This window comes from Kribbella sp. NPDC050470 (genome assembly GCF_044458365.1).
Lineage (GTDB): Bacteria > Actinomycetota > Actinomycetes > Propionibacteriales > Kribbellaceae > Kribbella.
Genome location: NZ_JBITHV010000007.1, coordinates 426,525 through 452,066 on the forward strand (window position 1 = coordinate 426,525; position 25,542 = coordinate 452,066).

Consider the following 25,542-nt stretch of genomic DNA (forward strand, 5'->3'; position numbering starts at 1 on the left):
CACGCGTCACGCGGGGCACTGCTGGATCAGGGGAGGGTGAGGGGGGCGGCGTCGATCAGCAGGGACGGGACGACGACGCTGTCCATGAAGGTGGTGTCGCCGCACTCCCGGGTGTTGCCGACGGCAAGGACCGCGTTGAGTACGTCGTCCATCCGGAAGGTGAACCGTACTTGCGGGTGCCAGGCGACGATCTCGCCGTCTTCGGCCCAGTAGGTGCCGTCGCGGGTCGTGCCGGTGACGAGTGTCTGCTTGGGGTGCAGGGAGCGGAGGTAGTCGAGGCGGTTCACGACCAGGCCGCTGCCGCAGTCATCGAGGAGTTGCTCGTCGGTCGCGTCGCCCGGGGCGAGCAGTAGGTTCGACGGGCTCGGGTCGCCGCCGAACCGCCAGCCGTCGGGTACGGCGTGCCCGGTGGGGACACCGCCGGTGACTGCTGCGCGGCGGCGGTCCGAGACGACGCCGGTGAGCACGCCGTTCTCGATCAGCTGGGTGCGGCGGCGTACGTTGCCCTCAGCATCGAATCCGCTGGGCAGGCCGGCGGCGTCGGCGCCGTCGTCGACCAGGTTGAGCAGGTCGCTCACGACCCGCTCCCCCAGCCGCCCGGCCACCGCCGAGCGGCCGGTCGCGTATCCGGTCGCGCCGAGCACGAAGTGCCCGTAGGTCGCGATCAACGTGATCACGGCCTGCGGCTTCAGCAGCACCCGGCACGGCCCGTGGTGCGCGTCCTTCGTCGGCAGCGGCGTGAGCGCCTCCCGCAGCCTCCCCGCGATCTCCCCCACCGGCACCTGGTCCGCATCCCGATGCATGTACCGCACACTGACCGAGTTGTCGCCTCTCTTCGCAATCGCCTGAATCGCAGCCTTCGTCAACGTCTCAGCCCGAAACAACCCCTCGGAGTCCGCCACCACCCGATCCAACACCTCAAACCGAATAGCACCCCCAAGCGTCGTCGACGAATCCAACCCGTCGCGTACACCAGCAAACCACCGGTGTCGGTCCGCGGGGTCTGCTTGCAGTACCGAGTCGGCAGCAGCCACGTGAGGTGTTTCAGTGGAGTGATCCACGGCAAAGGAATCTGTAGCTGCGGAGGCTTGAGGTAGATCGGCCAACGCGGCTTCTAGGCGGTTTGCGAGTGTGCGGACTGCGTCGGGGGCGAGGGTTTCCAGGGAGCCTGCGGCCGAGCGGCCGTTGCGGGTGGTGCGGACTCGGACTCGGAGCCGGCGTTCGCTGTGCTGGGCGGTGATCTGGGACTCGGCGTAGCGGAGCAGGTCGGCGTGCTCGCCGAGGACGTCGAGGCGGGTGCCCTCGCCGAGGATCTCGAGGGCCTGCTCGACCTGGGACTGCTGGATGCTCATCGTCCTACCTGCACCTTCTGGAAGCGACCTGGGACCGTGCCGTGGCCGACGTGCGCAACCTGCAGCGGCTCACCTTTGTTGCAGGACGGGACGCCGTGCACCTTCCACTCGTCCGGTCCGCCGAGCGCGTCGAGGCTGGCCCAGAACTGCGGCGTGACGCTCTGGTAGGTGCAGTTCTTCAGCATCCGCCCGAGCTTGCCGTCGCGGATCTCCCAGCCGATCTCGGTGCCGAACCGGAAGTTCATCCGCTGGTCGTCGATCGAGAACCCGCGGTTGGTGTCGACCAGGATGCCGCGCTTGGTGCCGGCGATCATCTCCTCCAGCGAGGACTCCCCCGGCTCCAGGCAGATGTTCGTCATCCGCACCAACGGCAGCCGCTGCCACCCGTCCGCCTTGGCCTGCCCGGTCGACTCCAGACCGAGCGCCCCGGCCGACTCACGACCCGACATATATCCGACGAAGATCCCGTCCTTCACCAGTTGCGTCCGCTGCGCCGGCACACCCTCGTCGTCGTACCCGAAGGAGCCGAGCGCGCCCGGGATCGTCGCGTCGGCGTACGCCGAGACGATGTCGGAGCCCCAGCGGAAGTTCCCCCGCCGTTCGGGAGTCGCGTAGGTGCCGCCGGCCAGGCTGACCTCGGTGCCGAGCGCCCGGTCGGCCTCCATCGGGTGACCGGCGCATTCGTGCAGCACCATCGCCAATTGGTTGCTACCAGCAATGAGTGTCGTAATCTCGTCCGGGCACTGCGGCGCGGACAGCAGCGCGACCGCCTCGGACGCGATCCGCGCCGCCTCCCGATCCAGGCCGAGCGAGACCACATGCTCGTACCCCGCGGTCGCGAAGTCGCCGCGCTGGCCACGGATCTGCCGCGGCACACCTTGCGGGAACGACCGCCGCTGCAGGTCGTCACCGTCGCTGGCGTTGACCATCAGGCCGCCACCGCACTCGGTCAGCGTCTGCTCGATCAGCGCGCCGTCGGTGTTCGCGAACACCTTCTCGTCGCGGTAGAAGTCCACCGAGGCCTCGATCTGCTGCACCAGCGGCCCCGCGGTCGACGCCTCCTTCACGGCCGCCGCCAGCAGGTCGAGCTTGCTGGACAGCGGCACCGTGAACGGGTCGACCTGCATCGGCGAGCTCCAGCGGTCGCGGGTCGTCACCGCCGACCCGAGCGACACCCGCCCACCACCGCCGGCTGCGCGAGCCTGGCCGACCGCCTGCGCTACAACGGCGTCGAGACCGCGGCGATCGAGCCGGTGCGTGGCAGCGAACCCCCACTGACCGCCGATCAGCACCCGCAGTCCGAGGCCGGTCGAGTCGTCGTACCCGACCTCGCCGGGGCCGTCGAGCTCGACCAGGACCTGCTCGTGCGTCCGCCGTACGACGCGGATGTCGCCGTACTGCACGTCCGTGGGAAGGAGGCCGAGCACCGCCTCGGCGGTGTCGCGCATCACCGGTGAATCGGACACTTCGGGACCTCCGATACGGAAGGGGAACGGGCGCCTCTCCGGCACTGTAGCAGACACTACGAGATTCTGAGAAGACGTTGTGTTTGCTACAGCGCCAACTGAAGAGGTCAGCGTTTCGGGCGGACGTCGATCGCCAGGCTGATGGCGAACGCCGCGAAGATCGCGACCCCGCCCAGGGCGGTCAGCGCCGTGTCGCCCAGCACGCCGGTAGCCATCACGACGAGCGTCACGCCCAGCGCGAGCACCACGGCGACGGCGATCTTCCAGTCGTCGCCGATGATGAAGTCGTACCAGAACTGCCCGAAGGCCTTGAGGAACTTCACTTCTTCACCTCCACAGCAACCTCGGCCGCTGCCACCGGCGCCGCGGACACTCGCAGGACCGCGACGAAGATCCGGCTGAGCAGCAACCACGCGGCCAGCAGGACCAGGAGCATCAGGTCGTGGCCGAGCCAGTCGAGACTCTCCCGGTCACCGCGGAAGATGCCGAGACCTTCGACCGCCCAGTAGGTGCCGAACGACGCGAGCAGCAGGCCGACGCCGTACTTGAGCAGGTTCTCGTTGATCATCGACAGCGGGCGGCGGAGTGCGACCGCGACGCCGAGCACGATCACCACGGCGGCGATCGCACCGAGCGCGGCGCCCGGGATGTTGTCCGCGTTCAGGCCGAACGTCAGCACGATGAACACGACCTCCATGCCTTCGAGGAAGACGCCCTTGAAGGAGACCATGAACGCGAACAGGTCCAGGCCCTTCGCGCTCTCACCGGCCGCCTTGGCCGCGGCGACCTCTTCCTTGTAGATCGCTTCCTCGTCGTGGATCGCCTTGCGCCCGGATGATCTCAGAATTGCCTTGCGCAACCACTGCAGCCCGAAGATCAGCAGCAGGCCGCCGATCGCGAGTTGCAGGGCCGACTCCGGCAGCCAGTTCGCCAGTGCGTACCCGGCCGCCAGGGTGACCACCGCGAGCGCGCCGAGCGCCGCGAACGTGCCGGCCAGCGCCGACCGCCAGCTCCGGGTGTACCCCATCGCCATCACGATCGTGGTGGCTTCCACCATCTCCACGAAGCACGCGACGAACGTCGCGATGATCAACCCCCAGGTTGCCGCATCCATCTCCCACATCCTCGTCTCAGTTGAAACATATGCTGCACGCAACGCTAGCTACATCGTTGCGAGTGTGTCAACGCAGTCCGCAGGCACCTGAAAACGGGCAGGCCGAAGCACCCGAGGGAGGGGCTCCTCGGGTGCTTCGGCGGGAGGGATTACGCCAGGGCGGCCACCAACGTGCCGGCCGAGATGTTGCCGCCGCAGGACACTACGGCGACGCGCTTGCCTTCGAGCTCGGTACGGCGGGCCCGCGCCGCCGCGAACGCCATCGCGGCGGACCCTTCGATCAACTGGTGCTCGGTGTCGATCACCATCCGCAGGGCGGCGCTGATCGCGTCCTCACTCACCAGCACCCAGTCGTCGACCAACTCACGGCACAGGTCGAACGTGATGCTGCCCGGCTCGACGCTGCCCGCCGTACCGTCGGACAACGTCTCCTGCGCGTCGACCTGGACGATCTCCCCGGCCCGCACGGACGCGGCCATCGCGTCGTCGCGGACCGGCGAGGCGCCGTACACGCGGATGTCGGGCAGGTGCTTCTTGAGGACCGCCGCGACCCCACTGACCAGGCCGCCACCGCCGACCGCGACGACCACCGCGTCGAGCGGCTCCCCGCCCAACTGCTCGAGGATCTCGACCGCCACCGTCCCCTGCCCGGCGATGATGTCCGGGTCGTTGTACGGCGGGATGTAGGCCAGATCGTGCTCGGCCGCGTAGGCCCGCGCCTTCGGCTCGAGCACGCCGGAGTCGTTGCCCTCGGCATGTAGTTCGAGACCGAGCCGGCGCAGTGCGGCCACTTTGCTCGGTGACGCGTTCTCGGGCAGATAGACCAGGCCGCGGCCGCCGAGCGTCGCCAGCGCGTTCCCGACCCCGAGGCCGTGGTTGCCGGTCGAGGCGGTGACCACGCCGCGTTCGCGCTGCTCGTCCGTCAGCGTCAGGATCTTCGCCATCGAACCACGGGCCTTGAACGAGCCGGTGCGTTGCAGGTGCTCGCACTTCACCAGCACGTCTGCCCCGAGCTCGTCGCTGAACGCGCCGAACCGGACGAACGGCGTGGGCGGCAGGTGCTCACGCAGTCGCGGCGCGACCCGTTCGGACCGCTCGGCGACTTCCGCAGGGCTCAACGTCATGCAGTAACTCCTATCCGGTTGCCACTGACAGCTCGGCCCGTAGGCCGGCCCTCAGCGGGATACACATCGGCTTGCCACTGACCGGGTGCGGAACGACCTTCGACTCCACCCCGAACACGTCCCGGATGATGTCGCAGGTGAACACGTCCTCCGGCGATCCCTGGGTGACCAGGCTGCCGGACTTCATCACGAACACGTGGTCGGCGTACTCCGCGGCCATGTTGAAGTCGTGGAGCACCATCGCCACCGTCTTGCCCTGCTCCTGGTTGAGCTGGTGCAGCAGGTCGAGCACCTCGAGCTGGTAGGCGACGTCCAGGTACGTCGTCGGCTCGTCGAGCAGGATCAGGTCCGTGCCCTGGGCCAGGCACAGCGCGATCCAGACCCGCTGCCGCTGGCCACCGGACAGCTGGTCCACGTGCTGGTGCCGCAGCTCCGCCGTACTGGTCACCTGCATCGCCCACTCGACAGCTTCCTTGTCGGCGGGGCTCGGGACCTTCAGTGAGGCCCGGTGCGGATGGCGGCCGAACCAGACCAGGTCCTCGACCGAGATCGACTCGGGCGTGACCAGCACCTGCGGCAGGATCGCGAGCAGCCGGGCCACCTCCTTGGTCGGGGTCTCCTGGATCGACTTCCCGTCCAGGATCACACTTCCCCGCTGCGGAGGCAGCAGCCGGGCCAGGGCCCGCAGCGCGGTGCTCTTGCCGGAGCCGTTCGGCCCGATCAGCACGCTGACCTTTCCGTCCGGGATGGTCAGGGTGAGGTCGCGAGCGATGACCCGCTGGTCATAGGCGAGCTGGACGCTCTGTGCCTGCAGACGCATGGCGGTTCTCCTACTTTCCGGTCTTCACGAGCAGGTAGAGGAAGTACGGTCCGCCGACGACGGCTGTCACCAGCCCGGCGGGGATCTCGAGCGGTGGGGCGATCCCGCGGCCGAGCATGTCGGCGAAGAGCATCAGCAGTACGCCGAACAACGCCGCGGCCGGAATCGACGCGAGGTGCCGGCCGCCGAACACCCGGCGGGCCATGTGCGGGGCGATCAGGCCGACGAAGCCGATCGTGCCGGACACCGCGACCGCGGCCGCGGCCAGCGCGACCGAGAACAGCAGCAACGTCCGGCGCGTCCGCTCGACCGGCTCGCCGAGCCCGGCGGCGAGGTCGTCACCGAGCCCGAGGACGTCGAGCTTGCGGCTCCAGATCACGATCAGCGGCACCAGGACCAGAACCCAGGGCAGGATCTCCAGCACCGACCGCATCGACCGGCCGAACAGGCTGCCGGTCAACCAGATCAGCGCCGCGCTCACGTCGAGCGGGTTGCGCACCAGCAGGAACCGGATCCCCGCCTCGAAGGCCGCGCTGACCGCGATCCCGACCAGCGCGATCCGCACCGGCGTCGCGCCCCGGCGGTAGGCCAGCAGGTACACCAGTGCAGCGGCCGCGAGGCCGCCGACGAAGGCTGCCGGTACGACGGCCACGACCGGGATCCCCGGGATCGCGAGCAGCAACAGCATGCCCGCGAACCCGGCGCCCTTGGTCACGCCGACGACGTCTGGTGCGGCGAGCGGGTTGCGGATCACGCCCTGCATCACCGCGCCCGACACACCGAGCGCGATCCCGACCAGCCAGGCCAGCAGAACCCGCGGCAACTGGAACTGCGTGACGATCTGCGCCGCCTGGTCGGTCGTGTTGCCGATCACGGCGTTGAACACGTCGCCCATCGACACCTCGGTCGCGCCGACGCTGAGGCTGTAGAAACTCAGCACCACGGCCAGCACGCCGAGCGATCCCATCAGGACACCGGGATAACGCTTGGCCAGCGACGTACGCCGTACGTGCTGCGCGACTATCGCCGTACTACTCATCGACGTCCTCGCTTCGCTCCGGGCGCCGATGAGGCACAAGTGGACTGAGCTGGATGATGAACTCGCTACGCTCGTTCATGAGCTTGTCACCTTCTGTCGGCGAGCGAGGTAGACGAAGATCGGAGCGCCGAGCAGCGCGGTGACAACACCGGCCGGCACCTCGAACGGCGGCTTGACGTAGCGGGACACGATGTCGGCGTAGAGCACGAGGACGCCGCCGGCCACCGCGCACAGCGGCAGCAGGACCGTGTAGCTGGAACCGACCAGCCGGCGCATGATGTGCGGCACGATCAGGCCGATGAAGGCGACCGGACCGGCCACCGACACCGCCGCGCCACACAGCACGATCACCAGCGCCGACCCCATCATCCGGGTCCGCTCGACGTTCTGGCCGAGCCCGCGGGCCATGTCGTCACCGAGCGCCAGCAGGTTCAGCGGCCGGGCCATCGCGAACGCTCCGAGCAGGCCCAGCACCAGCCACGGCAGCAGGTTGCGAATGTCCGCCCACGAGGCGAAGTTGACGCCGCCGACCAGCCAGAACAGCACGCTGTCGGCCGAGTTCTCGTCGAAGATGATCAGCACCTGCGTCAGCGAGATCAGCAGGCTGCTCGCCGTGACACCGGCCAGCGCGAGCCGGATCGGGCTGACCCGGCCGCGCCCTGATCCCGCGAGCAGCATCACCGAGACACCCGCCGCGGCAGCGCCGCCGAACGACAGCAGGATCGTCGGCGCCCCCGACAGCGACGGCACCACGGTGATCGCGAGGACGACGACGAACACCGCGCCGGCGTTGACGCCCATGATCTCCGGCGCCGCGAGCGGGTTCGCGGCGACCGCCTGCATCAACGCACCGGCGACCGCCAGGGCGGCGCCGACGCAGAGCGCCAGCACCACCCTCGGCAGCCGGATCGCCTGGATGATCAACTCGTCGGGCTGATCGGCCTTGACGATCGCGCCCGGGATCCGCGACAACGGAATCGGCTGGCTTCCGATCGACAGGCCCCACACCACGCCGGCCACGACCACCACCAGCAGCGCCAGCGTCACCCAGGTGACCCGCTGCCTGTTCGTGACGATCTTCGGACGCTTCCGGGTGGCGGCGTCCTCGGCCGGCCTGGGCCCTGGTCTGGACGCAGTGCCTACGGACATGGCCGGTTCACTTCCCGTAGAGGAGCTTGACGGCTTCCTTGGCGACGACCTCGGACGCGATCAGGCCGCGCGACCGGGACCACTCGTTCGGGTCGACGTCGTACGACGCGTTGTTCTTGACCGCCGGGATCTCCTTCCACAACGGGCTCTTCGCCCAGGTGTCGCGCAGCGTCGGTCCGTCGTTCGGGGCGATGAACATGACGTCCGGCTTGGTGGCGACCAGGGTCTCCAGCGTCAGCGAGACCGACGCGTCACCGGACTCGTCCGGCAGCGGCGACTCGATGCCGATCACGGCCAGCACGCCCGGCGTGTAGGCCTTCGGCGGGAACCCGGTGAAGCCCTTGTCCGACGCGCGGACGAAGAGCGCCTTGCGGCTCTCGTCGGCCGGTGCGACGGCCTTCAGGTCGGCCATCGTCTTGGCGTGCTCGGACAGCCGGGTCTTCATCTCGTCGCACTTGTTCAGCGCGATCGCGGTCGACATCTCGCTGTCCAGCACCTGCTGGTAGTTGCCGTTCAGGCTGGCGTACGCGATCGTCGGCGCGATCTTGGACAGCTGCGCGTAGATCGCTTTGTGCCGACCGCTGTCGGCCACGATCAGGTCCGGCTTGAGGGCGGTGATCACCTGGATGTTCGGGGTGGCGCGCAGGCCGACCGACTTGTACTCGCCGACCTTCTCGCGCAGGGCGGGGATGATCCGCTTGGGCTGGTCGTCGTCGGCGACCCCGATCGGCGACATGCCGACCGCGACCAGGGCGTCGACGAAGGAGTACTCCAGCGCCACCACCTTGGTCGGGCTGCCGGTCACGGTGGTGGTGCCGAGGTCGTGCTTGACGGTGCGGGTCGGTTTCCCGCACTGGTCCAGGTTGACGTCCGGGCTGACACCCTCGGCGGCCGCGGCGCGGTCGGCGTTCGGCGCCGCGCCGGTCGCGGGCGAGGACGAGCCGCCGCAGCCGGTCAGGGCAGCCGCGGCGGCGAACAGGGCGAGGGTGGCGACAGTACGCCGTACCTTCGTGGCGGAGTGGGACATGGCACGTTGCTCCTTGAGCTGAAGCAGGTCAGCGGATGCCGGCGAGGACTTGCGCCGGCCCGGGGACGTCGGGACGGTCGGCGGCGCCGGGGCCGTCGTACAGGTTCCACGGGAGCTGCTGGTAGCTGTTCGCACACGGCAGGCCCGGGGTGAGCCGGTAGGTGCCCGTGGTCAGATCGACCAGGCTGGACACGATGGTGGCGTAGCGGTCGAGCTCGTGCCGGCGCGGATCGACGTGCTGGCAGACGGCGTCGGGGTGACCGAAGTGGTCGCTCATCGTGGTGCGCACGAGCTGAGCGAGGTGCTCTTCCGTGGTGCCTTCGCGGCGGATCCGGTCGAGGCCGGTCTCGACCCGCGGCACCCGGTAGAGCGAGTCGACCGAGAACGGCTGGTAGGTGTTCTCGAGCTGCGGTGGGACGAACGCCTGGAAGTGGTTGCCGTGCACCAGCAACCCGTCGGTCGGGTACATCCAGGCGTTGCGTCCGGGCGTGGTTTCGACATCGATGGCGAAACCGTCGGAGTGCGTGAGCAGCAGATTGCTGGACAGGGTCTGGCGGGCGTCGAAGATCGCCTTCAGCGCCTCGTGGAAGTCCCAGCTCTCCAGCACCTTGCGGCGGACGAACGCGCCGGGAACACCGAGTCCGGTGCCGAAGCCGGCGCCGAGACCGTTGGCGTTCAGGGCGATGCCCGCCGAGTTCGCGCCGTGCCGGCCGACCTGGCCGGCCTCGACGTGACACAGGATCGTGGGCTTGCCGGGCTGCGCGATCCGGACCGCGACGACGGTGTCGGCGACGCCGGCCCACAGGTCCCAGTTCTGCCCGGCCCAGGTGCGGCCGAGCGGGTTGGCCGCGGGCAGGATCGCGAACGAGGTGCAGTCCTCGTCGTCGTCCGGCCCGGCTTCGCGAGTCGCGAACGGGTTGCCGCGGGTGAGCTCGCCGCGGCTGTTCAGCGCGACGATCTCCTCGAAGGTACGGCCGGAGCCGTCGGCGATCCCGCGCAGCTCGGGCACGATGCCCGGCAGGTAGCCCTCGATGATCGGCACCCAGGCGCCGGCCCGCTCCTGCACCTCCGGCCAGCGCAGGCCGGTCTTGTGGGCCACGGACTCGGCGTAGAAGGCAGTCGACGCGGCGATCTGCTCGCGGGCGGCCTCGCCGTACTGCCGGCCGCGTTCCCGCGGGTCCGCTGCCGAGATGTCGATGGTTGCGATCACGGATGCTCCCTGACGTGCCGTCCGTTGTGTTTACTACGAATATTCACTTGACGGTAGTGATTGCTACAATCGCTGTCAACGGTTGGCCGGGTGAAATGATTGAGCCGACTCGGACGGAGGGACCCTTGTGACCACCGCGGAAACCAAGCCGCCCACCCTGCAGGAGCGGGTGGCGGCGCGCCTCGGCGATCTCACCGCGACCGAGCGGAAGGTCGCGGAGTACCTGTCCGCGCACCCGCAGGAGGCCGCGTTCTCGTCCGCCGAGGAGCTCGGCCGTGCGACCGGCACCAGCGACGCCAGCGTCGTCCGCACCGCCAAGGCCCTCGGGTACGACGGCCTGCCCGGGCTGAAGCGTTCGCTACAGGGCCACCTGCAGACCCTGCTCACCCCGGCCAACCGGCTGAGTGCCAGCCTCGAGAACGTCGGCGACGGACCCGAGGGCGTGCTGCGGGCGATCCTGCGCGATCACATCGAGCACCTGACGATGGCCGAGCAGCTCATCGACCCCGACGAGTTCCGCCGGGCGGTCGAGCTGATCCACGGCGCCCGGGAGACGGTGGTCTGCGGGTTCGCCGGCCTGGACGGCGTCTCGGAGTACATCGCCACGCACCTGACCCGGATCGGGCACCGGGCCCGGATCGCGACCGACACCGGGTACCGGCTGGCGGACCGGATCCTGCTGCTCAGCGCCGAGGACGTCGTCATCGTGATGGCGCACAACCGGCTGAACCGCGAGGCCCGCATCGTCCTGGACCAGTGCACGGAGTCCGGTGTGCCGGTCATCCTGGTGACCGACACCCTCGGTGAGGCGTTGCGTGACGAGGTGGCCGTCGTACTGTCCACCCGGATGAGCCGCCCGGGCACGTTCACCAGCCAGGCGATGGTGCTGATCCTGCTGGAGGCGCTGACCATCGCCGTCGCCGCGCACGACCGCGACCGCGCGCTGAGCAACACCGAACGGATGAACCAGCTCCGCGAACAGCTGAACGGCTACCCGCTCGCCGACGAGACCATCCTCGGCCTCCCCCGCACCGCCGTACCCCGGCCGAAGCCCCGCAGGAAGAGTTAGGTCGTGTCTGGTAATTCCGCGCCGTAGCGAGCAGGTGCTCGGTGCGGTGCATCGGCGTGCTGGAACGGAGGTCTCGATGCGGAGCATCGTGGCCTTCGGGCCAGTGCGGCGAGGTGCCGTGCCGAGTGCCGCGCAGTAGGCGGGGAATTGCCAGACACGACCTACACCTTTCCCTCGGTGCGTTCGTAGACGTCGGCCTCGAACTCCTCCAGCAGGCGTTCGCAGTCGGCGACCTTGGTGCGGGCCAGTTCCTTGCCGTCGGCATCCATCCAGTCGCGACCCTCGACCTTCGCCAGCCAGCGGCGCAGCTTCTCCAGGTCCTGGCGGATCTCCTCGGCCTCCTCGAACGTGTAGTTCTCCCGGAACCGCTCGAACTCGATCTCCTTGACGAACTTGGTGTCGCACTCCTCGACGATCTCGGCGTACTCCTTCGCGGACTGGCTCCGGAAGCCCTCCACGAACTGCGTCCGCGCGTCCTCGTCGACGTCGGTGAGGGTGAGGAACACACTCGACCCGCCGAGCTCGGCGACCCGCTCCCGCACCTTCTCCATCCCGGCCCGCAACTCGTCGCGGTCCGGCAGCACGCACACCGCCTGCTGGACGTAGAACCCGCCGAGCCGCTTCAGCTCCCGCCAGACCGCCACCCGCGCCCGCGACGAGTCGCTGGGCACCTTGTAGATCAGCAGCAGCCAGGCTTCGGAGCCGTTCACCGCAGCCTTGGTCCGTCGGGTCGTCGCCATGCCGCACAGGTTATCCGCTCCCCCGAGCGCGCAGACCTTCCACCAGTTGCGGTATCACCTCCCGCCAGTCCGCGACCAGCCCGACGTCACAGTGCGCGAAGACCTCCGCGGCCGGGTCGGTGTTGATGGCCAGCACGGTCCCGGCCCGGCTCGCGCCGGCCAGGTGGTTCAGGTTGCCGGACAGGCCGACGGCGAAGTACATCCGCGGCGCGACGCTCCGCCCGGTGATCCCGAGCTGGCGGCCGTGTGGCAGCCAGCCCTGGTCGGTCACCTTGCGGGTCGCGGCGAGCTCGGCGTTCAGCAGCAGGCGCATGGGTTCGAGCTCGGGGTAGGCGTCCGGCGAAACTCCCCGCCCGACCCCGATCACCACGTCGGCCCGATCCAGCGCGTCCCCTTCGTTTCCAGTACGACGCTCGGCCCGTCGTACTCCTGGATCGTCGGCGACGTGGAGGGTGTGCTCGTCGATCCGGCGGGCGGCTCGTGGGGTCCGCAGTGGCAGCAAGCCGGTCCGGATCGTTGCAATCTGCGGGGAGCCGTGGCTGACGATCTCAGCCAGGGTGCCGCCACCCGACGGCTTCAACCCGGACAGCCGGCCGCCGCTCACCCTGAGACTCACCAAGTCAGACATCAATCCGGCACCCGTAGCCACCGCCAACCGGGCCAGTACCTCCCGGTCCCAAGGCAGCGCGGCCCCCAGCACGGCCCACGTGTCGCGCCCAGCCATCCACTTCGCCAGGCCCTCCACCACCGGCCGAGGCTCATCCCCGCTGAGCGTCACAACACAGTCCGCACCCCACCGCACAAGCTCCCCGGTGCTCTCCGCCGTCCGCACCGCAGTCACAAACCCACCAACCTCAGCCGCCAACGCCGCCGCAGCCCCCAGCAACGCCTGGGTCCCAGCCTCGGGCCCAGACCCCACCAACACGACCACCTCACAGCAGCCTCGCGGCCCTGCGGGCCGCTCGCCGGGGGAAGTCACGGAGGCGCCACCGGTGGTGGCGGAGGTACAAGTGGTGGCGGATGTAGACGCGCCGGTGGGCGCCGGCCGGTGCTGGGCGCGGGGCGCCACCCCGACCGGGACCACCTCGGCGACCGCGTCCTGAACTGGCTCGGCTGCCGGGTCCGGGACTGGCTCGGCGGGGCGGGGCGGCTGGGGTTCGAAGCAGCCGCGGGACAGGAGTTCTGTTATGGCTCGGGTTACCTGGGTTTGGGGGCGGCCTCGGAAGATGATGGGGTCTCGGGTGAGGGGCGCTGGGTGGACGTTGGCGACCTTGGTGGGGCTGCCGGCGAGGCCCCAGCTGCCGGGGCCCAGGTCTGCGACCTTCACACCGCGGATGCTGTGGTCGGTGGACCAGGTTTCCGGGGGCGCCTTGCAGGGATCGCAGGAGCGCTCGGCGATGGCTACTACGGCGGGCAGTTGTACGGCGACCATCTCCGTGCCGGTGTCGTGCTGGACGGTGGTGTGGAGCGTGGTGCCGGAGGGTTCGAGAGTGAGGACGGGGCCGGTGAAGGGCAGGCCGAGCAGCTCGGCGAGCATCGCGCCAACTGCGCCAGTGCTGCCGTCGACGGAGCTGGCCCCAACCAGGATCAGGTCGGGACGTTCGTCGAGCACCGCGATGGTGGCAGCCAGCGCGCGAGCCGTGACCAGGCAGTCCGACCCGGCCAGCGCCGGATCACTGAGGTGTACGGCGTCATCGACACCCCACGCCAGCGCCTCACGCAGTACGTCAGCCGCCACCGGAGGCCCCATGGTGATCGCCGTACTGCGACCACCCGACTCCCGGGCCAACCGAACAGCCTGAGCGACAGCCCGGCGGCACCACGGATTCATCTCCGTGACCGCCCCGGCCCGCTCGAGCCGCCCATCAGCATCCAGGCGCCCACTGTGATCACCCTTGGGCACCTGCTTGATCAACGCCGCGACACGCACCTGCCACCCTCCATCTCTGTCAAGACAATCCAGTGCCTACTGCCAGGCCGATCACGAAGGTGACTGCGGCTGACAGGCCGCCCAGGAGTAGTTGGCGGCCGCCGCCGTACCAGACGGGGCGGGCGGTGATCTTGCCGACGATGCCGCCGGTGACGACCAGGCCGAGTGCGCTGAGGAGCAGCGCCGGCCAGACACTGATGGCGCCGAAGATGAACGGCAGCAAGGGGATCACGGCGCCGACCGCGAACGCGGCGAACGACGAGCCGGCGGCCAGCCACGGCGACGGCAGGTCGTTGGGGTCGACGCCGAGCTCTTCACGGACGTGGACGTCGAGCGCGACCGAGGGATCGCTGGTCAGCTCACGAGCGACCTCGGCGGCGAGCTCGGGACGCAGGCCCTTCGCCTCGTACATCATGGCGAGCTCGCGCTCTTCCTCCTCGGGGTGGATCCGCAGCTCGCGCCGCTCCACCTCGATCTCGGCCTTCATCAGCTCGCTCTGCGACGAGACCGAGGTGAACTCACCGGACGCCATCGAGCAGGCGCCGGCGACCAGGCCGGCGAGTCCGGTGATGATCACGACCTTGCCGGACGCGCCACCGCCGACGACACCGGCGACGAGGGCGAAGTTCGACACCAGGCCGTCCATCACGCCGAAGGTCGCCGGCCGCAGCCAGCCTCCGGTGACGTCGCGGTGGGAGTGGTGGATCTCGGGGGGCTCTACTTCCGCTACTGACGCGGTCATTCAGAAGTTCCTTCCGCGGGTTAGGTGAGCGTAACCTTCGTTAAAATGCATCACCTGTTACATCAGTCTACCCGTTACTTTCCTGACCCGGCAACGGTCAGGCGGTGCAGCACGTAGGGCAGAACTCCGCCGTGGCGGTAGTAGTCGGCCTCCCGCGGGGTGTCGAGCCGGATCTTCAACCGGTACGACTTGCCGGCCGACGTCGCGGTCGCGAACCCGTCCGCGCCGAGCGAGATGTCGATCGGCTCCGCGCCGGTGAGGTCGTCGCCCTCGCCCGGAAGGAACTCCAGCGGCAGGATGCCGAGCCCGACCAGGTTCGACCGGTGGATCCGCTCGAAGGACTGCGCGAGCACCGCCCGCACCCCGAGCAGCGCCGGCCCCTTCGCAGCCCAGTCCCGCGACGATCCCGTCCCGTACTCCTTGCCCGCGACAACCACGATCGGCACACCGGCCGCGCGGTACGCCTCGGCGGCAGCGAAGATCGACGTCGGTACGCCGTCCGGCCCGGGCGTCACCGGTCCTTCGACGCCCTGGGCAAGCTGGTTGCGTAGCCGAACGTTGCCGAAGGCACCGCGCATCATCACCCGGTGGTTGCCTCGTCGCGACGCATAGGTGTTCAACTGCGTCACCCCGAGCCCCTGGAGGTAGCGCCCGGCCACGCTGTCCGGCGGGATCGCGCCCGCGGGCGAGATGTGGTCCGTCGTCACCGAGTCCCCCAGCCGCACCAACGCGCGCGCTCCGGTCAACAGGCCTGGCGCGGGCGGCTGGTCGAAGTACGGCGGTCGCTGCAGGTACGTCGAGTCGCCCCAGGCAAACGTCACACCCGAGGGCGCATCGAGCCGCCGCCACCGCTCGTCACCGGCGAACAGGTCGTCGTACACGGTGTTGAACAGCTCGGGCTTGAGCGTCTGACCAATCACCTCGTCGATGTCGGTCGGACTCGGCCAGAGGTCGGCGAGGTAGATCGGCTGGCCGCTGTCGTCGGCCCCGAGTGGTTCGGTGAGCAGGTCGATGTCCATCCGGCCGGCCAGGGCGTACGCGATCACGAGTGGCGGCGAAGCGAGGTAGTTGAGCCGCACGTCCGGCTGGATCCGGCCCTCGAAGTTCCGGTTACCGGAGAGCACGGCCGCGACGGTCAGATCCTGCTCGCGGACCGCCTGCCCCACCTCGGCGATCAACGCGCCCGATGCGCCGATACACGTCATGCAGCCAAAGCCTGCGAGGTGGAACCCGAGCTTCTCCAGGTACGGCGTGAGCCCCGCATCGCCGAGGTAGTCCATCACCACCCGCGACCCCGGGGACAGCGTCGTCTTCACCCACGGCTTGCTGGTGAGACCACGCTCGACCGCATTGCGCGCAAGCAGCCCGGCCGCGACCATCACCGCCGGATTGGACGTGTTCGTGCAGGAGGTGATCGCAGCAACAACCACAGCACCATGGCCTGGAGTCTGAGTAGTGCGCGGACCTGGAGGCAACTCTGTCTCTACGGCTGCTCGTGAATCAGCAAGCGACGTGCGCTGCTGCGGTCGGCGGGGCCCGGCGATCGACGGGACCACACGACTCAGGTCGACGTCGACGTACTCGTCGTACAAGAGCTCCGCCGACGGCTCGTGCCACAACCCTTGCTCCCGCGCGTACTCCTCGACCAGGCCGACCTTGTCAGCAGTCCGTCCCGTGAAGAGCAGATAGTCCAGCGTGCGCTGGTCGATCGGGAAGTACGCCGCAGTCGAGCCGAACTCCGGGCTCATGTTCGCGATCGTCGCCCGATCCGGCACCGGAAGCTCGGCCAGCGCCGGCCCACCGAACTCGACCAGCTTCCCGACCACACCGTGCGCCCGCAACGTCTCGGTGATCGTCAGCACCAGGTCGGTCGCCGTCGTCCCGACCGGAAGCGAACCACTCAGCCGTACGCCGACCACCTTCGGCAGCACCATCGACACCGACTGCCCGAGCATTGCCGCCTCGGCCTCGATCCCGCCGATCCCCCAGCCGAGCACGCCGAGCCCGTTGACCATCGTGGTGTGCGAGTCCGTGCCCAGGCAGAGATCCGGGAACAGCCAGCCGTCGCGTTCCTCGACGACCCGGGCGAGGTGCTCCAGGTTGATCTGGTGCATGATCCCGGCGCCCGGCGGCACCACCTTCAGCTGCCGGAACGTCTGCTGGCCCCAGCGCAGGAACCGGAACCGCTCGGCGTTGCGCTCGTACTCCAGCGCCACGTTCAGCTGCATCGCGTCCGGCCGTCCGAAGACGTCCGCGATCACCGAGTGGTCGACCACCAGCTCGGCCGGGATCACCGGGTCGACCAGCGCCGAATCCTTGCCCTGGGCCACCATTGCGTCGCGCATCGCGGCCAGGTCGACGAGCACGGGTACGCCGTTCGTGTCGTGCAGGAACACCCGCGACGGGTGCACCTCCAGCTCGCCGGCCGCGCCGGGCATCCAGTCCCGCAGTACGTCGCTCGCCGTGCCATGCCGGAGCGCGTTCTCGAGCAGGATGCGCAGCGTGCGCGGCAGGTGGTCCGGCGCGATCCCTCGCAGCGGCTGGATGCGGTGCCCGTTCATGTCAGCTCGTTGATCGACGCGACGACTGCGTCGGTGAACTCGGCCGTCCCCGCCGTGCCGCCGAGGTCAGCCGTACGGACGCCACGAGCGACGGCCGTGCGGAGACCTTCATCAACCAGTACGGCGGCCCGCCGGGAGCCGAGCCAGTCGAGCAGCATCGCGCCGGACGCGATCATCGCAGTCGGGTTGGCCAGGTTGCGGCCGGCGATGTCGGGCGCCGAGCCGTGCGCGGCCTGCGCCATCGCGCGCTGGTGGGACGCGTTGATCGACGGCGCGATCCCGAGCGACCCAGCCAGCTCGCCGGCCAGGTCGGACAGGATGTCGCCGAACATGTTCTCGGTGACGAGCACGTCGAAGTCGGCGCCGTGCCGGACCAGGTGAACGGTCATCGCGTCGATGTGGAAGTCGTCGACCCGCACCTCGGGATAGTCGGCAGCGATCTCGCGGCAGATGTCGCGGAAGAAGCCGGTGGTCAGCCGCAACACGTTCGCCTTGTGCACGATCGTCAGGTGTTTGCGGCGCCGCATCGCGAGCTCGAAGGCCTGCCGTGCGATCCGCTCGATCGCGGGCCGCGTGAAGATTCCCATCGCGATCGCCACGTCGGCGGTCGGCATGTACTCACCGGTGCCGCGGTACGTGCTGCGGTCGGCGTAGAAGCCCTCGGTGTTCTCCCGGACGACGACCAGGTCGAGCCCCGGCACCAGCGCCGGCGTCCCCTCGAAGGCCTTCGCCGGGCGGATGTTCGCGAACAGGTCGTAGTGCTTGCGCAGGAACCCGCTCGGGTTCAGCTGAACGCGGTGCTCCTCCGGGTACGACGCGCTGTCGTGCGGACCGAGCAGCCAGCCGTCGAGCTGCTCGAGTGTCTCCAGCGTGATCGGCGGCAGCGCGATGCCGTGCGTCTCGATCGCCTCGGCGCCGACCGGGAGCGGGACCCACTCGATCGGCGCACCACCGGCAGCAGCCACGGCGGCGTCGAGGACCTGGACGGTCGCGGGCACGATCTCCGGCCCGATGCCGTCACCGGACAACACTCCCAGCCTGTACTCGTCTGCCATGGCCATGAGTGTGAGTCGTTATAACCTTCTGCGTCAACCTCCCGCCGAGATCGTCTCGAAGCCTGGTCTTGAGGTAATCTCTGCCGTGACGCTGTTATAACCGTGGAGGTGCGCGCCCGTGACCGAGGCGAAGCTGGCGACCAAGGCCGAGACTGCGTACGAGCTCGTCCGCGCGCAACTCCTGCGTGGCGACCTCGTCCCGGGCGCCGTCATCCAGCAGGCCGCGCTCGCCCGTGAGCTCGGCATCAGCACCACGCCTCTACGCGAAGCACTGCGCCGGTTGATGACCGAGGGCCTCGTCGAGCTGGACGCACATCGGGACGCCCGCGTCACCCGGCTGACCGCGGAGGAGGCGCGCGACCTGATCGAGATCCGGCGTTCGCTGGACCCGCTGGCGGCCGGCCTCGCGGCGGAGCGCCGTACCCGGCAGGATCTCGAGCTGATCCGGCAGACGGCGGACGAGCTGCTGCCGTTGCACAGCGACCCCGGGCCGGCCGAGCTGGCGACCCATCGGCGCTTCCACGTCGCGATCTACACCGCGTCGCACAACCAGTTGCTGGTCCAGACCCTGGACGGGTTGTGGGACAAGGCGGACCGGTACCGCAGGCTTGCTCTCGAGGACGGCCGGACCGAGGAGGACCTGGACCGCACCCACGCCGAGCACCTCGCACTGGTCGGCGCGATCGCGGCCGGGGACGCCAAGACGGCCGCCGCGGTCATGCTCGCCCACGTCGACGCCAGCCTCGGTGCGCGCGCGGTCGCCCGCCTCACGTCCGCCGCCGCACAACCCGTCGCCCGGTCACTCCGGGGCATCCGAGGAGGACGAACATGAGTGACGCCTTGTGGTCCGGGTACCAGCACCGCGAGGCCGACGCGGACGGCTGGACGACGTACTGGCGGCTGGACCCGCGCGGTCGCGACTTCCGGATGATCGACTGGACCGGGTACCCGGATCGCCCCGGTCACCGGCTATGGGAGCGCGCCGCGACACCCGCCGGCGTCCGGGCCTCCTGGCGTACGGCGGCCTCCTCGGTCAGCCTGCAGATCCGCGCGAGCCTCGGCATCTACTCGGTGCTCGGCCCGCTCGACGTGCTGGTCGACGGCGAACTGCACCAGCGCCTCGAGGTTCGGGACGGAGAGCAGCGCCTCGTGGCCGACCTGCCGGGCCGCCCGGCCGAGGTCGAGATCTGGCTCCCGCAGTCAGGTGTGATCGCGGTCCGAGGCCTCACCTTCGACGGTGCGGCCGAGCCGCTCGCGCCGACCGGACCGCGGTGGGTCACCTACGGCAGCTCGATCACGCAGTGCACGGGTGCCTTCGGACCGTCCGAGACCTGGCCCGCGGTGGTCGCGCGCAAGCACGGCTGGGATCTGGTCGCGCTCGGGTTCGCCGGCGAGTGCCATCTCGACCCGATCGCTGCGCGGACCATCCGGGACACCCCCGCACGGCTGATCTCGCTGTGCCTCGGCATCAACATCTACGGCGGCGAGACCTACAGCGGCCGCACGTTGCCGGGCCAGGTTCAGGCCTTCGTGTCGACCGTCCGCGACGGCCATCCGAAGACGCCGATCATCGTGATCACGCCGCTCGTCGCCCCACACCTCGAAGGCAAACCGAATGCGGTCGGGCTCACGCTGGACGACGTACGCGCGTGTGTGGAGCTCGGCGCCCGGACGGATCCGGCGGTTCAGATCATCGACGGGCGGACGATTCTCACCGCGGACGAAGCGCTGGCGTTGTACGTCGACGACGTACACCCGGGTCCGGAGGGCTACCGCCTGATCGGCGAGCGGCTCGCTCCGTTGCTCACACTGGACGCCTGAGCACCAGCGTCGCGCGGACGCCGCCGGCCGGTGACTCGCCGAGGGTCAGCGTGCCGCCGTGGCGTACGGCGATCTCGCGCGCGATCGCGAGTCCCAGCCCGACGCCGCCCGCGTCCCGGCTGCGCGACTCGTCCAGCCGGGTGAACCGCTCGAACACCCGCTCCCGGTCGGCCGCGGGGATCCCCGGGCCGTCGTCGTCGACCTGCAGCACGACCTCGGTCGGCGCTCCGAGGATGCGTACGACGACCTGCCCGGCCGCATACTGGGTCGCATTGTCGACGAGGTTGCGTACAAGGCGATCCAAATGCTGTTCGTTGCCCAGCACCGGTGCCTCCTCGATGGACTCAAGCACGAGTGCCGGACCCTCGTCGTCGAGCCGCCGGGCCAGGTGCCGCCGAACGAGCTCAGCGAGGTCGACGGTCGTTTCGGGTACGTCTGCTTCCGCGTCCAGGCGGGCGACCAGCAGGAGGTCGTCGGCCAGCTCCTGCAGGCGGCGCGTCTCGTCGGCGGCGGTCCGCACCACCTGCTGCCAGTCCGCGCGATCCGGGTGCTCGGCGGCCACTTCAAGCGTCGCCCGCAGACTCGCGATCGGGCTGCGCAACTCGTGGGAGGCGTCCGCGACGAACCCGCGCTGCCGGTCCGCCGCGGACTCCAACCTCCCCAGCGTGTCGTTCAACGTCGACGCCAACCGGGCCACCACGTCCCGCGTCCCCGGCACCGGCACCCGCTCGTGCAGATTCCGCTCACTGATCGCCGCCGCCCGCACCCGCATCCGCTCCACCGGCCGCAACGCCGCCCGCGTCCCGACGTACGCCCCGACCATGATCAGCAACACCCCCGCCGGCAACGCCCACCGCAACACCCGATCGATCTCCCCCACCGCATCCTCAGCCTCGAACGGCAGCACGAACACCGCGATCGATGTGGTCGGTGCGTCACCTTCGACCTGCCTGGCATGCTGCAGCAGGAAGGCCGTCGGGTCGTACCTGCGGAAGACCTTGATGCGCCGGCCCGCCAGCCGTTTCGCGTACTCACAGCGTTTGTGGTCCTCGAGCCGGAGCCCGACGCAGCCGTCCCGGCTCGGGTCGTACGCGCCGAAAGTGACCTCCAGGCTGTCCATCTCGAAGGTGTCCCGGCGCGGCGGAACCGGTGCGACCGAGCCGGTCTGTTGATAGGCGCGCAGCTCACCGGTCGACTCGATGATCCGGCCCGAACTGTCCACGATCTCGTAGGTCGGGTGGAGCATGAAGCCGTTGGCCTGATCCGTCAGGGTCCGATTCGTCCACGCGTTGTTGAAGATCCGGAACCTGGCCTCCTCCGCGACGCGCTCGGTCACGCGGTACCGCGACTCGTAGACCTCGTGCCGGAGCCAGAAGGCGAAGCCGGTGGCGAGCAAGGTGCCGATCAGGCCGGCGACCACGGTGACACGGGCTGCTGTCGAGAGGCGGTTACGCATGGCGGCCGGTCAGGCGGTAGCCCATGCCTCGGACGGTTTGCAGGGAGCGGCGGCCGAAGGGGTGGTCGATCTTGCGGCGCAGGGCGCTGACGTGGACCTCGACCACATTGACCTCGCCGTCGTAGTTGGCGTCCCAGACCTGTTCGAGGATCTCCCGCTTCGTCACCACCACGTCCCGCCGCCGGGCCAGGCACTCCAGTACGGCGAACTCGCGCGCGGTCAGCTCGATCGACCGGTCACCCCGCCGGCAGGACCGGGCCGCCGGGTCGATCACCAGGTCGCCGATCTCGAGCGGAGTCGCCGGCGCACCACCCCGGCGGAGCAACGCTCGCAGTCGCGCGACCAGAACGACGTACGAGAACGGCTTGGTGAGGTAGTCGTCCGCGCCGGTGTCGAGTCCTTCGGCCTCGTCGTACTCGCCGTCCTTCGCGGTCAGCATCATGATCGGGGTGGTGTTGCCGGTCTGCCGGAGCGTCTCGCACACCTTGTAGCCGTTCAGGCCGGGCAGCATCACGTCGAGGATGATCGCGGCGTACTCGTTCTCCTCGGCCGCCCAGAGCGCCTCGGGTCCGCTGTGGACGACTTCGACGACGAAGCCGTGGGACTCCAGGCCCCACTTCACCGCCGCCGCGAGCCGCCGCTCGTCCTCCACCACCAGTAGTCGCACCGCACGAGGGTTGCACGCGACTCAGGCCAACCTGAAGAACACTTCAGGAAACTTCAGGCTCGGTCGGCTCGAACGACGTCCTCGACCCGACCGGATTCACCGCGCGGTCAGCGCACTCACTCAGCGGGGCTGAGGCTGGTGCCCAGCGCCTGCCAGTCGAGCACCGGAGCGGCCAGCGAGCTGATCGTCGCCAGCAGCCCGAGCCGCGCGGCCCGCAGGTCCGGGTCCTCGGCCATCACCAGGATCTCGTCGAAGAACGTGGTGACCGGCTCGACCAGGACCGACGCTGCGGTGGCGAAGTCGGCCAGCGCGGTCGGCGCCTGGCCGACCTTCTGCACTGCCTCGTGCAGGACGACCTCAGCCGGCTCCGTGAGCTTGCCCGCGTCGTACGACGCCTCCGTGCCCTCCGGGACGATCCGGCGCACCCGCTGCAGGACGGCGACCAGGTCGGCGAAGTCCGTGCTGGTGACCAACTCCTGCAGCGCGGCCAATGTCTCGTCCGCGACCGCCGGAGCCGTTGCCAGCGGCAACACCGCGGCCACCTGGTGGTGGTCGTCGCCGCGATCGATCAGCTGCTGCTCGTACCGCCGCACGGTGAACTCGGCGACCTCGTCGAGCGAGTCCGCCGGCACGTCGATGCCCTGGGCACCGATCTCCGCGGCGGCGGCCTGCAGACCGGTGGCGAGGGTGATCGCCTTCAGCTCCGGGTGCTCGCGCAGGATCGCGACCACACCGGCGGCCGCACGCCGCAGCGCGAACGGGTCGGAGCTACCGGTCGGCTTCGCGCCGATGCCGAACAGGCCGGCCAGCAGGTCGAACCGGTCGGCCAGCGCGAGCAGCGCACCCGGCGTGGTGGACGGCACCGGGTCACCGGCGGAGCGCGGCAGCTCCATGTCGTAGAGCGCCTGCGCCACGGCCTCGGTCTCACCAGCGCGCTGCGCGTACTCGCGGGCCATCGTGCCGGCCAGGCTGGTCAGCTCCACGACCATCTGCGAGCCGAGGTCGAACTTCGCCAGCTCGGCTGCCCGCTGCAGCGTGGTCAGGTCGTCGCCGTCCAGCCCCACGACCGCGGCCAGCGAGGTCGCGATCCGGCCGATCCGGGACGCGCGGTCGGCCATCGAGCCGAGCCGCTCCTCGAAGGCCAGCTTCTCCAGCTCGCCCTTCATCGTCTCCAGCGGCGTCTCCAGGTCGGCCCGCCAGAAGAACGCGGCGTCCTCGTAGCGCGCCCGCAGCACCGCCTCATTGCCACCGCGGACGACGTCCTCGTCGACCGAACCGTTGGCGACGGCAACGAAGTACGGCAGCAGCTTGCCGTCGCCGTCCCGCACCGGCAGGTACCGCTGGTGCTTGCGCATCACGGTGGTCAGGATCTCGCCCGGCAGGGTCAGGTAGTCGGCGGAGAATCCGCCCAGGATCGCGGTCGGCTCCTCGACCAGGTTGACGATCTGGTCGATCAGCGCGGACTCACCCTCGACGTCGATCACGCCGCCGACGCCCTTGGCCAGCTCCTGCGCGGCCTCGACGATCTGGGACCGGCGACGAGCCGGGTCGGCCTCGATGCCGTGGATCCGGAGCAGGTCCAGGTACCCCTCGGCGGCCGCGATCTCCACCTGCGGCTGCGCCGCGGTCCGGTGCACTCGCGTCGTCCGGCCGGCGGCCAGCGACGACACCGAGACGGGCACCACCTGGTCGCCGAGCAACGCGACCAGCCAGCGGACCGGCCGGGTGAACGACAGCTTGGCGTCGTTCCACCGCATGTTCTTGTCCGAGCGCAGGCCGCTGACGATCTCGCTCAGCACGCCACTCAGCACCTCGGCCGCGCCGCGACCCGGGTCGGGCTTGGTCACCGCGACGTACTCGACGCCGTCGACGTCCAGGTCGTGCAGCTCGCTGACGTCGACACCCTGGCCGCGGGCGAATCCTTCGGCGGCCTTGGTGACGTTGCCGTCGGCGTCGTACGCAGCCGACTTCCGCGGGCCGCGGACCACCCGCTCCGCGTCCGGCTCACCGGACTGGACGCTCGTCACGAACGCAACCACCCGGCGAGGCGTCGCGTACGCCGTGATGTCGCCGTGGCGCAGCCGGGTCGCGGCCAGCTTCTCGGTCAGCGCGGTCCGGACCGCCTCGGCGGTCTTGGTGACCTCCGACGGCGGCATCTCCTCGGTGCCGATCTCGAACGTCAGCTGACGCGTCCCGGTGCTGACCGGGAACTCGGTCGGCTCCGGCGCCGCCGCGGGCAGCTCGGCGATCCCCAGCGGGTGCTCGAGCTCGGTACGGCGCTCGGCCCACAGCTGAGCCACCTCACGGGCCAGCCCACGCATCCGGCCGAAGGCCTTGGCGCGCTCCGTCGTACTCACCGCGCCGCGGGCGTCGAGCACGTTGAAGGTGTGCGAGCAGCGCAGCACCATCACGTGCGCGGGCACCGGCAGCCGGGCGTCGAGCATCCGGCGAGCCTCGCTCGCGTACTCCTCGAACAGCCGCTTCTGGCTCTCGACGTCGGCGTCGTCGAGGTAGTACCGGCTCATCTCGTACTCGGCCTGGCCGAACGCCTCGCCGTACGAGATGCCGGGGGCGTAGTCGATGTCCTTGAAGTGCGAGACGCCCTGCAGCGCCATCATGATCCGCTCGATGCCGTAGGTGATCTCCACCGACACCGGGTCCAGCGTCATCCCGCCGGCCTGCTGGAAGTAGGTGAACTGGGTGATCTCCAGGCCGTCCAGCCAGACCTCCCAGCCCAGTCCCCAGGAGCCGGTGGCCGGGTTGGCCCAGTTGTCCTCGACGAACCGGACGTCGTGCGCGTCGATGTCGATCCCGAGCGCGGTCAGGCTGTTCAGGAACAGCTCCTGCGGGTTGCCCGGGTCCGGCTTGAGCACCACCTGGAACTGGGTGTGCGTCTGCAGGCGGTTCGGGTTCTCGCCGTACCGGCTGTCGTCGGGCCGGACACTCGGCTCGACGTAGGCGACCCGCCACGGCTCGGGACCGAGCACCCGCAGGATCGTCGCCGGGTTCAGCGTTCCGGCGCCGACCTCGGTGTTGAACGGCTGCACGACCATGCACCCGCGGTCGGTCCAGTACTTCGTCAGCGCCAGCAGCGCGTCCTGCATGGTGAGCACAACAAACCTCAAGCGTTCTTCCGAGGGGTATCGGGAGGAAGTCTATTCGGCCCCCGCCGACGGCGAGTGGCCGGACTACTATCGGCG

At 69.7% G+C, this 25,542-nt stretch carries 21 protein-coding genes; 3 read left to right on the forward strand and 18 right to left on the reverse strand.

Annotated elements, in window-relative coordinates; all coding sequences use genetic code 11:
- Positions 1-26 precede the first annotated feature (26 nt).
- From ACIBGM_RS23145 to ACIBGM_RS23190, 10 genes are all read right to left on the reverse strand, one after another.
- On the reverse strand, positions 27-1,352 hold the full coding sequence (locus tag ACIBGM_RS23145; protein ID WP_360532703.1) for a metallopeptidase TldD-related protein: 1,326 nt from the start codon (positions 1,350-1,352) through the stop codon (positions 27-29).
- Positions 1,349-2,818: a TldD/PmbA family protein gene (locus ACIBGM_RS23150; protein WP_360532706.1), complete on the reverse strand. Its 1,470-nt coding sequence runs from the start codon at positions 2,816-2,818 to the stop codon at positions 1,349-1,351. The genes ACIBGM_RS23145 and ACIBGM_RS23150 overlap by 4 nt, the downstream gene beginning before the upstream one ends.
- 107 nt (positions 2,819-2,925) lie before the next feature.
- Positions 2,926-3,141, reverse strand: coding sequence for a hypothetical protein (locus tag ACIBGM_RS23155; protein ID WP_360532709.1), 216 nt, complete (start codon positions 3,139-3,141; stop codon positions 2,926-2,928).
- A complete protein-coding gene (locus ACIBGM_RS23160) occupies positions 3,138-3,932 on the reverse strand; it encodes a hypothetical protein (RefSeq protein WP_360532712.1) in 795 nt (264 codons plus the stop codon). Before ACIBGM_RS23160 ends, ACIBGM_RS23155 begins: the two co-directional genes overlap by 4 nt.
- Positions 3,933-4,081: 149 nt before the next feature.
- On the reverse strand, positions 4,082-5,056 hold the full coding sequence (locus ACIBGM_RS23165; RefSeq protein ID WP_360538872.1) for a threonine/serine dehydratase: 975 nt from the start codon (positions 5,054-5,056) through the stop codon (positions 4,082-4,084).
- A gap of 10 nt (positions 5,057-5,066) precedes the next feature.
- Positions 5,067-5,876 carry an ABC transporter ATP-binding protein gene (locus ACIBGM_RS23170; protein WP_360538875.1) on the reverse strand — a complete coding sequence of 270 codons (810 nt, stop codon included), beginning with the start codon at positions 5,874-5,876 and terminating at the stop codon, positions 5,067-5,069.
- 10 nt (positions 5,877-5,886) lie between these two features.
- On the reverse strand, positions 5,887-6,915 hold the full coding sequence (locus ACIBGM_RS23175) for an iron ABC transporter permease (RefSeq protein WP_360538878.1): 1,029 nt from the start codon (positions 6,913-6,915) through the stop codon (positions 5,887-5,889).
- A 75-nt stretch (positions 6,916-6,990) separates the two neighbouring features.
- On the reverse strand, positions 6,991-8,064 hold the full coding sequence (locus ACIBGM_RS23180) for an iron ABC transporter permease (RefSeq protein WP_360538881.1): 1,074 nt from the start codon (positions 8,062-8,064) through the stop codon (positions 6,991-6,993).
- A gap of 7 nt (positions 8,065-8,071) precedes the next feature.
- Positions 8,072-9,091, reverse strand: a complete 1,020-nt coding sequence (locus tag ACIBGM_RS23185; protein ID WP_360538884.1) for a Fe(3+) dicitrate ABC transporter substrate-binding protein — start codon at positions 9,089-9,091, stop codon at positions 8,072-8,074.
- Positions 9,092-9,119: 28 nt separating this feature from the next.
- Entirely contained in the window at positions 9,120-10,301 is a 1,182-nt protein-coding gene (locus ACIBGM_RS23190; RefSeq protein WP_396386732.1) for a C45 family autoproteolytic acyltransferase/hydolase, read from the reverse strand.
- 127 nt (positions 10,302-10,428) lie between these two features.
- Between ACIBGM_RS23190 and ACIBGM_RS23195 the strand changes: the two genes are divergently transcribed.
- A complete protein-coding gene (locus ACIBGM_RS23195) occupies positions 10,429-11,370 on the forward strand; it encodes a MurR/RpiR family transcriptional regulator (RefSeq protein WP_360538890.1) in 942 nt (313 codons plus the stop codon).
- Positions 11,371-11,531: 161 nt separating this feature from the next.
- Here the strand turns inward: ACIBGM_RS23195 and ACIBGM_RS23200 are convergent, their stop codons facing one another.
- The 5 genes from ACIBGM_RS23200 to ACIBGM_RS23220 all read right to left on the reverse strand — a co-directional run bounded on the left by ACIBGM_RS23200 (position 11,532) and on the right by ACIBGM_RS23220 (position 18,398).
- A complete protein-coding gene (locus ACIBGM_RS23200; protein ID WP_360538065.1) occupies positions 11,532-12,110 on the reverse strand; it encodes a Chromate resistance protein ChrB in 579 nt (192 codons plus the stop codon).
- Positions 12,111-12,120: 10 nt separating this feature from the next.
- Positions 12,121-14,040 (reverse strand): FAD-binding protein, encoded by a 1,920-nt coding sequence (locus ACIBGM_RS23205; RefSeq protein WP_360538063.1) that lies wholly within the window; start codon positions 14,038-14,040, stop codon positions 12,121-12,123.
- A gap of 19 nt (positions 14,041-14,059) precedes the next feature.
- Positions 14,060-14,782, reverse strand: coding sequence for a VIT1/CCC1 transporter family protein (locus ACIBGM_RS23210; protein ID WP_396386733.1), 723 nt, complete (start codon positions 14,780-14,782; stop codon positions 14,060-14,062).
- Between the two features lie 74 nt (positions 14,783-14,856).
- Entirely contained in the window at positions 14,857-17,343 is a 2,487-nt protein-coding gene (gene acnA, locus ACIBGM_RS23215) for an aconitate hydratase AcnA (protein WP_396386734.1), read from the reverse strand.
- Complete coding sequence (locus tag ACIBGM_RS23220) at positions 17,340-18,398, reverse strand: isocitrate/isopropylmalate dehydrogenase family protein (protein ID WP_396386735.1); 1,059 nt, start codon at positions 18,396-18,398, stop codon at positions 17,340-17,342. Before ACIBGM_RS23220 ends, acnA begins: the two co-directional genes overlap by 4 nt.
- Before the next feature lie 118 nt (positions 18,399-18,516).
- Between ACIBGM_RS23220 and ACIBGM_RS23225 the strand changes: the two genes are divergently transcribed.
- The gene (locus ACIBGM_RS23225; protein ID WP_360538055.1) at positions 18,517-19,230 is read left to right on the forward strand and encodes a GntR family transcriptional regulator; all 714 of its coding nucleotides are present in this window, start codon (positions 18,517-18,519) and stop codon (positions 19,228-19,230) included.
- Entirely contained in the window at positions 19,227-20,219 is a 993-nt protein-coding gene (locus ACIBGM_RS23230; RefSeq protein WP_396386736.1) for a GDSL-type esterase/lipase family protein, read from the forward strand. Before ACIBGM_RS23225 ends, ACIBGM_RS23230 begins: the two co-directional genes overlap by 4 nt.
- Here the strand turns inward: ACIBGM_RS23230 and ACIBGM_RS23235 are convergent.
- From ACIBGM_RS23235 to ACIBGM_RS23245, 3 genes are all read right to left on the reverse strand, one after another.
- Positions 20,203-21,675, reverse strand: coding sequence for a sensor histidine kinase (locus ACIBGM_RS23235; protein ID WP_396386737.1), 1,473 nt, complete (start codon positions 21,673-21,675; stop codon positions 20,203-20,205). The genes ACIBGM_RS23230 and ACIBGM_RS23235 overlap by 17 nt on opposite strands.
- Entirely contained in the window at positions 21,668-22,342 is a 675-nt protein-coding gene (locus tag ACIBGM_RS23240) for a response regulator transcription factor (protein ID WP_396386738.1), read from the reverse strand. The genes ACIBGM_RS23235 and ACIBGM_RS23240 overlap by 8 nt, the downstream gene beginning before the upstream one ends.
- 116 nt (positions 22,343-22,458) lie before the next feature.
- On the reverse strand, positions 22,459-25,467 hold the full coding sequence (locus tag ACIBGM_RS23245) for a glycine--tRNA ligase (RefSeq protein ID WP_360538047.1): 3,009 nt from the start codon (positions 25,465-25,467) through the stop codon (positions 22,459-22,461).
- Between the last annotated feature and the right edge of the window lie 75 nt (positions 25,468-25,542).

Bases quoted from the DNA above. Each gene is read 5' to 3' on its own strand.
- ACIBGM_RS23210 (WP_396386733.1), bottom strand. From the start codon at position 14,782: ATGACCGCGTCAGTAGCGGAAGTAGAGCCCCCCGAGATCCACCACTCC.
- ACIBGM_RS23235 (WP_396386737.1), bottom strand. From the start codon at position 21,675: ATGCGTAACCGCCTCTCGACAGCAGCCCGTGTCACCGTGGTCGCCGGC.
- ACIBGM_RS23170 (WP_360538875.1), bottom strand. From the start codon at position 5,876: ATGCGTCTGCAGGCACAGAGCGTCCAGCTCGCCTATGACCAGCGGGTC.
- ACIBGM_RS23165 (WP_360538872.1), bottom strand. From the start codon at position 5,056: ATGACGTTGAGCCCTGCGGAAGTCGCCGAGCGGTCCGAACGGGTCGCG.
- ACIBGM_RS23200 (WP_360538065.1), bottom strand. From the start codon at position 12,110: ATGGCGACGACCCGACGGACCAAGGCTGCGGTGAACGGCTCCGAAGCC.
- ACIBGM_RS23230 (WP_396386736.1), top strand. From the start codon at position 19,227: ATGAGTGACGCCTTGTGGTCCGGGTACCAGCACCGCGAGGCCGACGCG.
- ACIBGM_RS23160 (WP_360532712.1), bottom strand. From the start codon at position 3,932: ATGGATGCGGCAACCTGGGGGTTGATCATCGCGACGTTCGTCGCGTGC.
- ACIBGM_RS23145 (WP_360532703.1), bottom strand. From the start codon at position 1,352: ATGAGCATCCAGCAGTCCCAGGTCGAGCAGGCCCTCGAGATCCTCGGC.
- ACIBGM_RS23220 (WP_396386735.1), bottom strand. From the start codon at position 18,398: ATGGCAGACGAGTACAGGCTGGGAGTGTTGTCCGGTGACGGCATCGGG.
- ACIBGM_RS23185 (WP_360538884.1), bottom strand. From the start codon at position 9,091: ATGTCCCACTCCGCCACGAAGGTACGGCGTACTGTCGCCACCCTCGCC.
- ACIBGM_RS23175 (WP_360538878.1), bottom strand. From the start codon at position 6,915: ATGAGTAGTACGGCGATAGTCGCGCAGCACGTACGGCGTACGTCGCTG.
- acnA (WP_396386734.1), bottom strand. From the start codon at position 17,343: ATGAACGGGCACCGCATCCAGCCGCTGCGAGGGATCGCGCCGGACCAC.
- ACIBGM_RS23180 (WP_360538881.1), bottom strand. From the start codon at position 8,064: ATGTCCGTAGGCACTGCGTCCAGACCAGGGCCCAGGCCGGCCGAGGAC.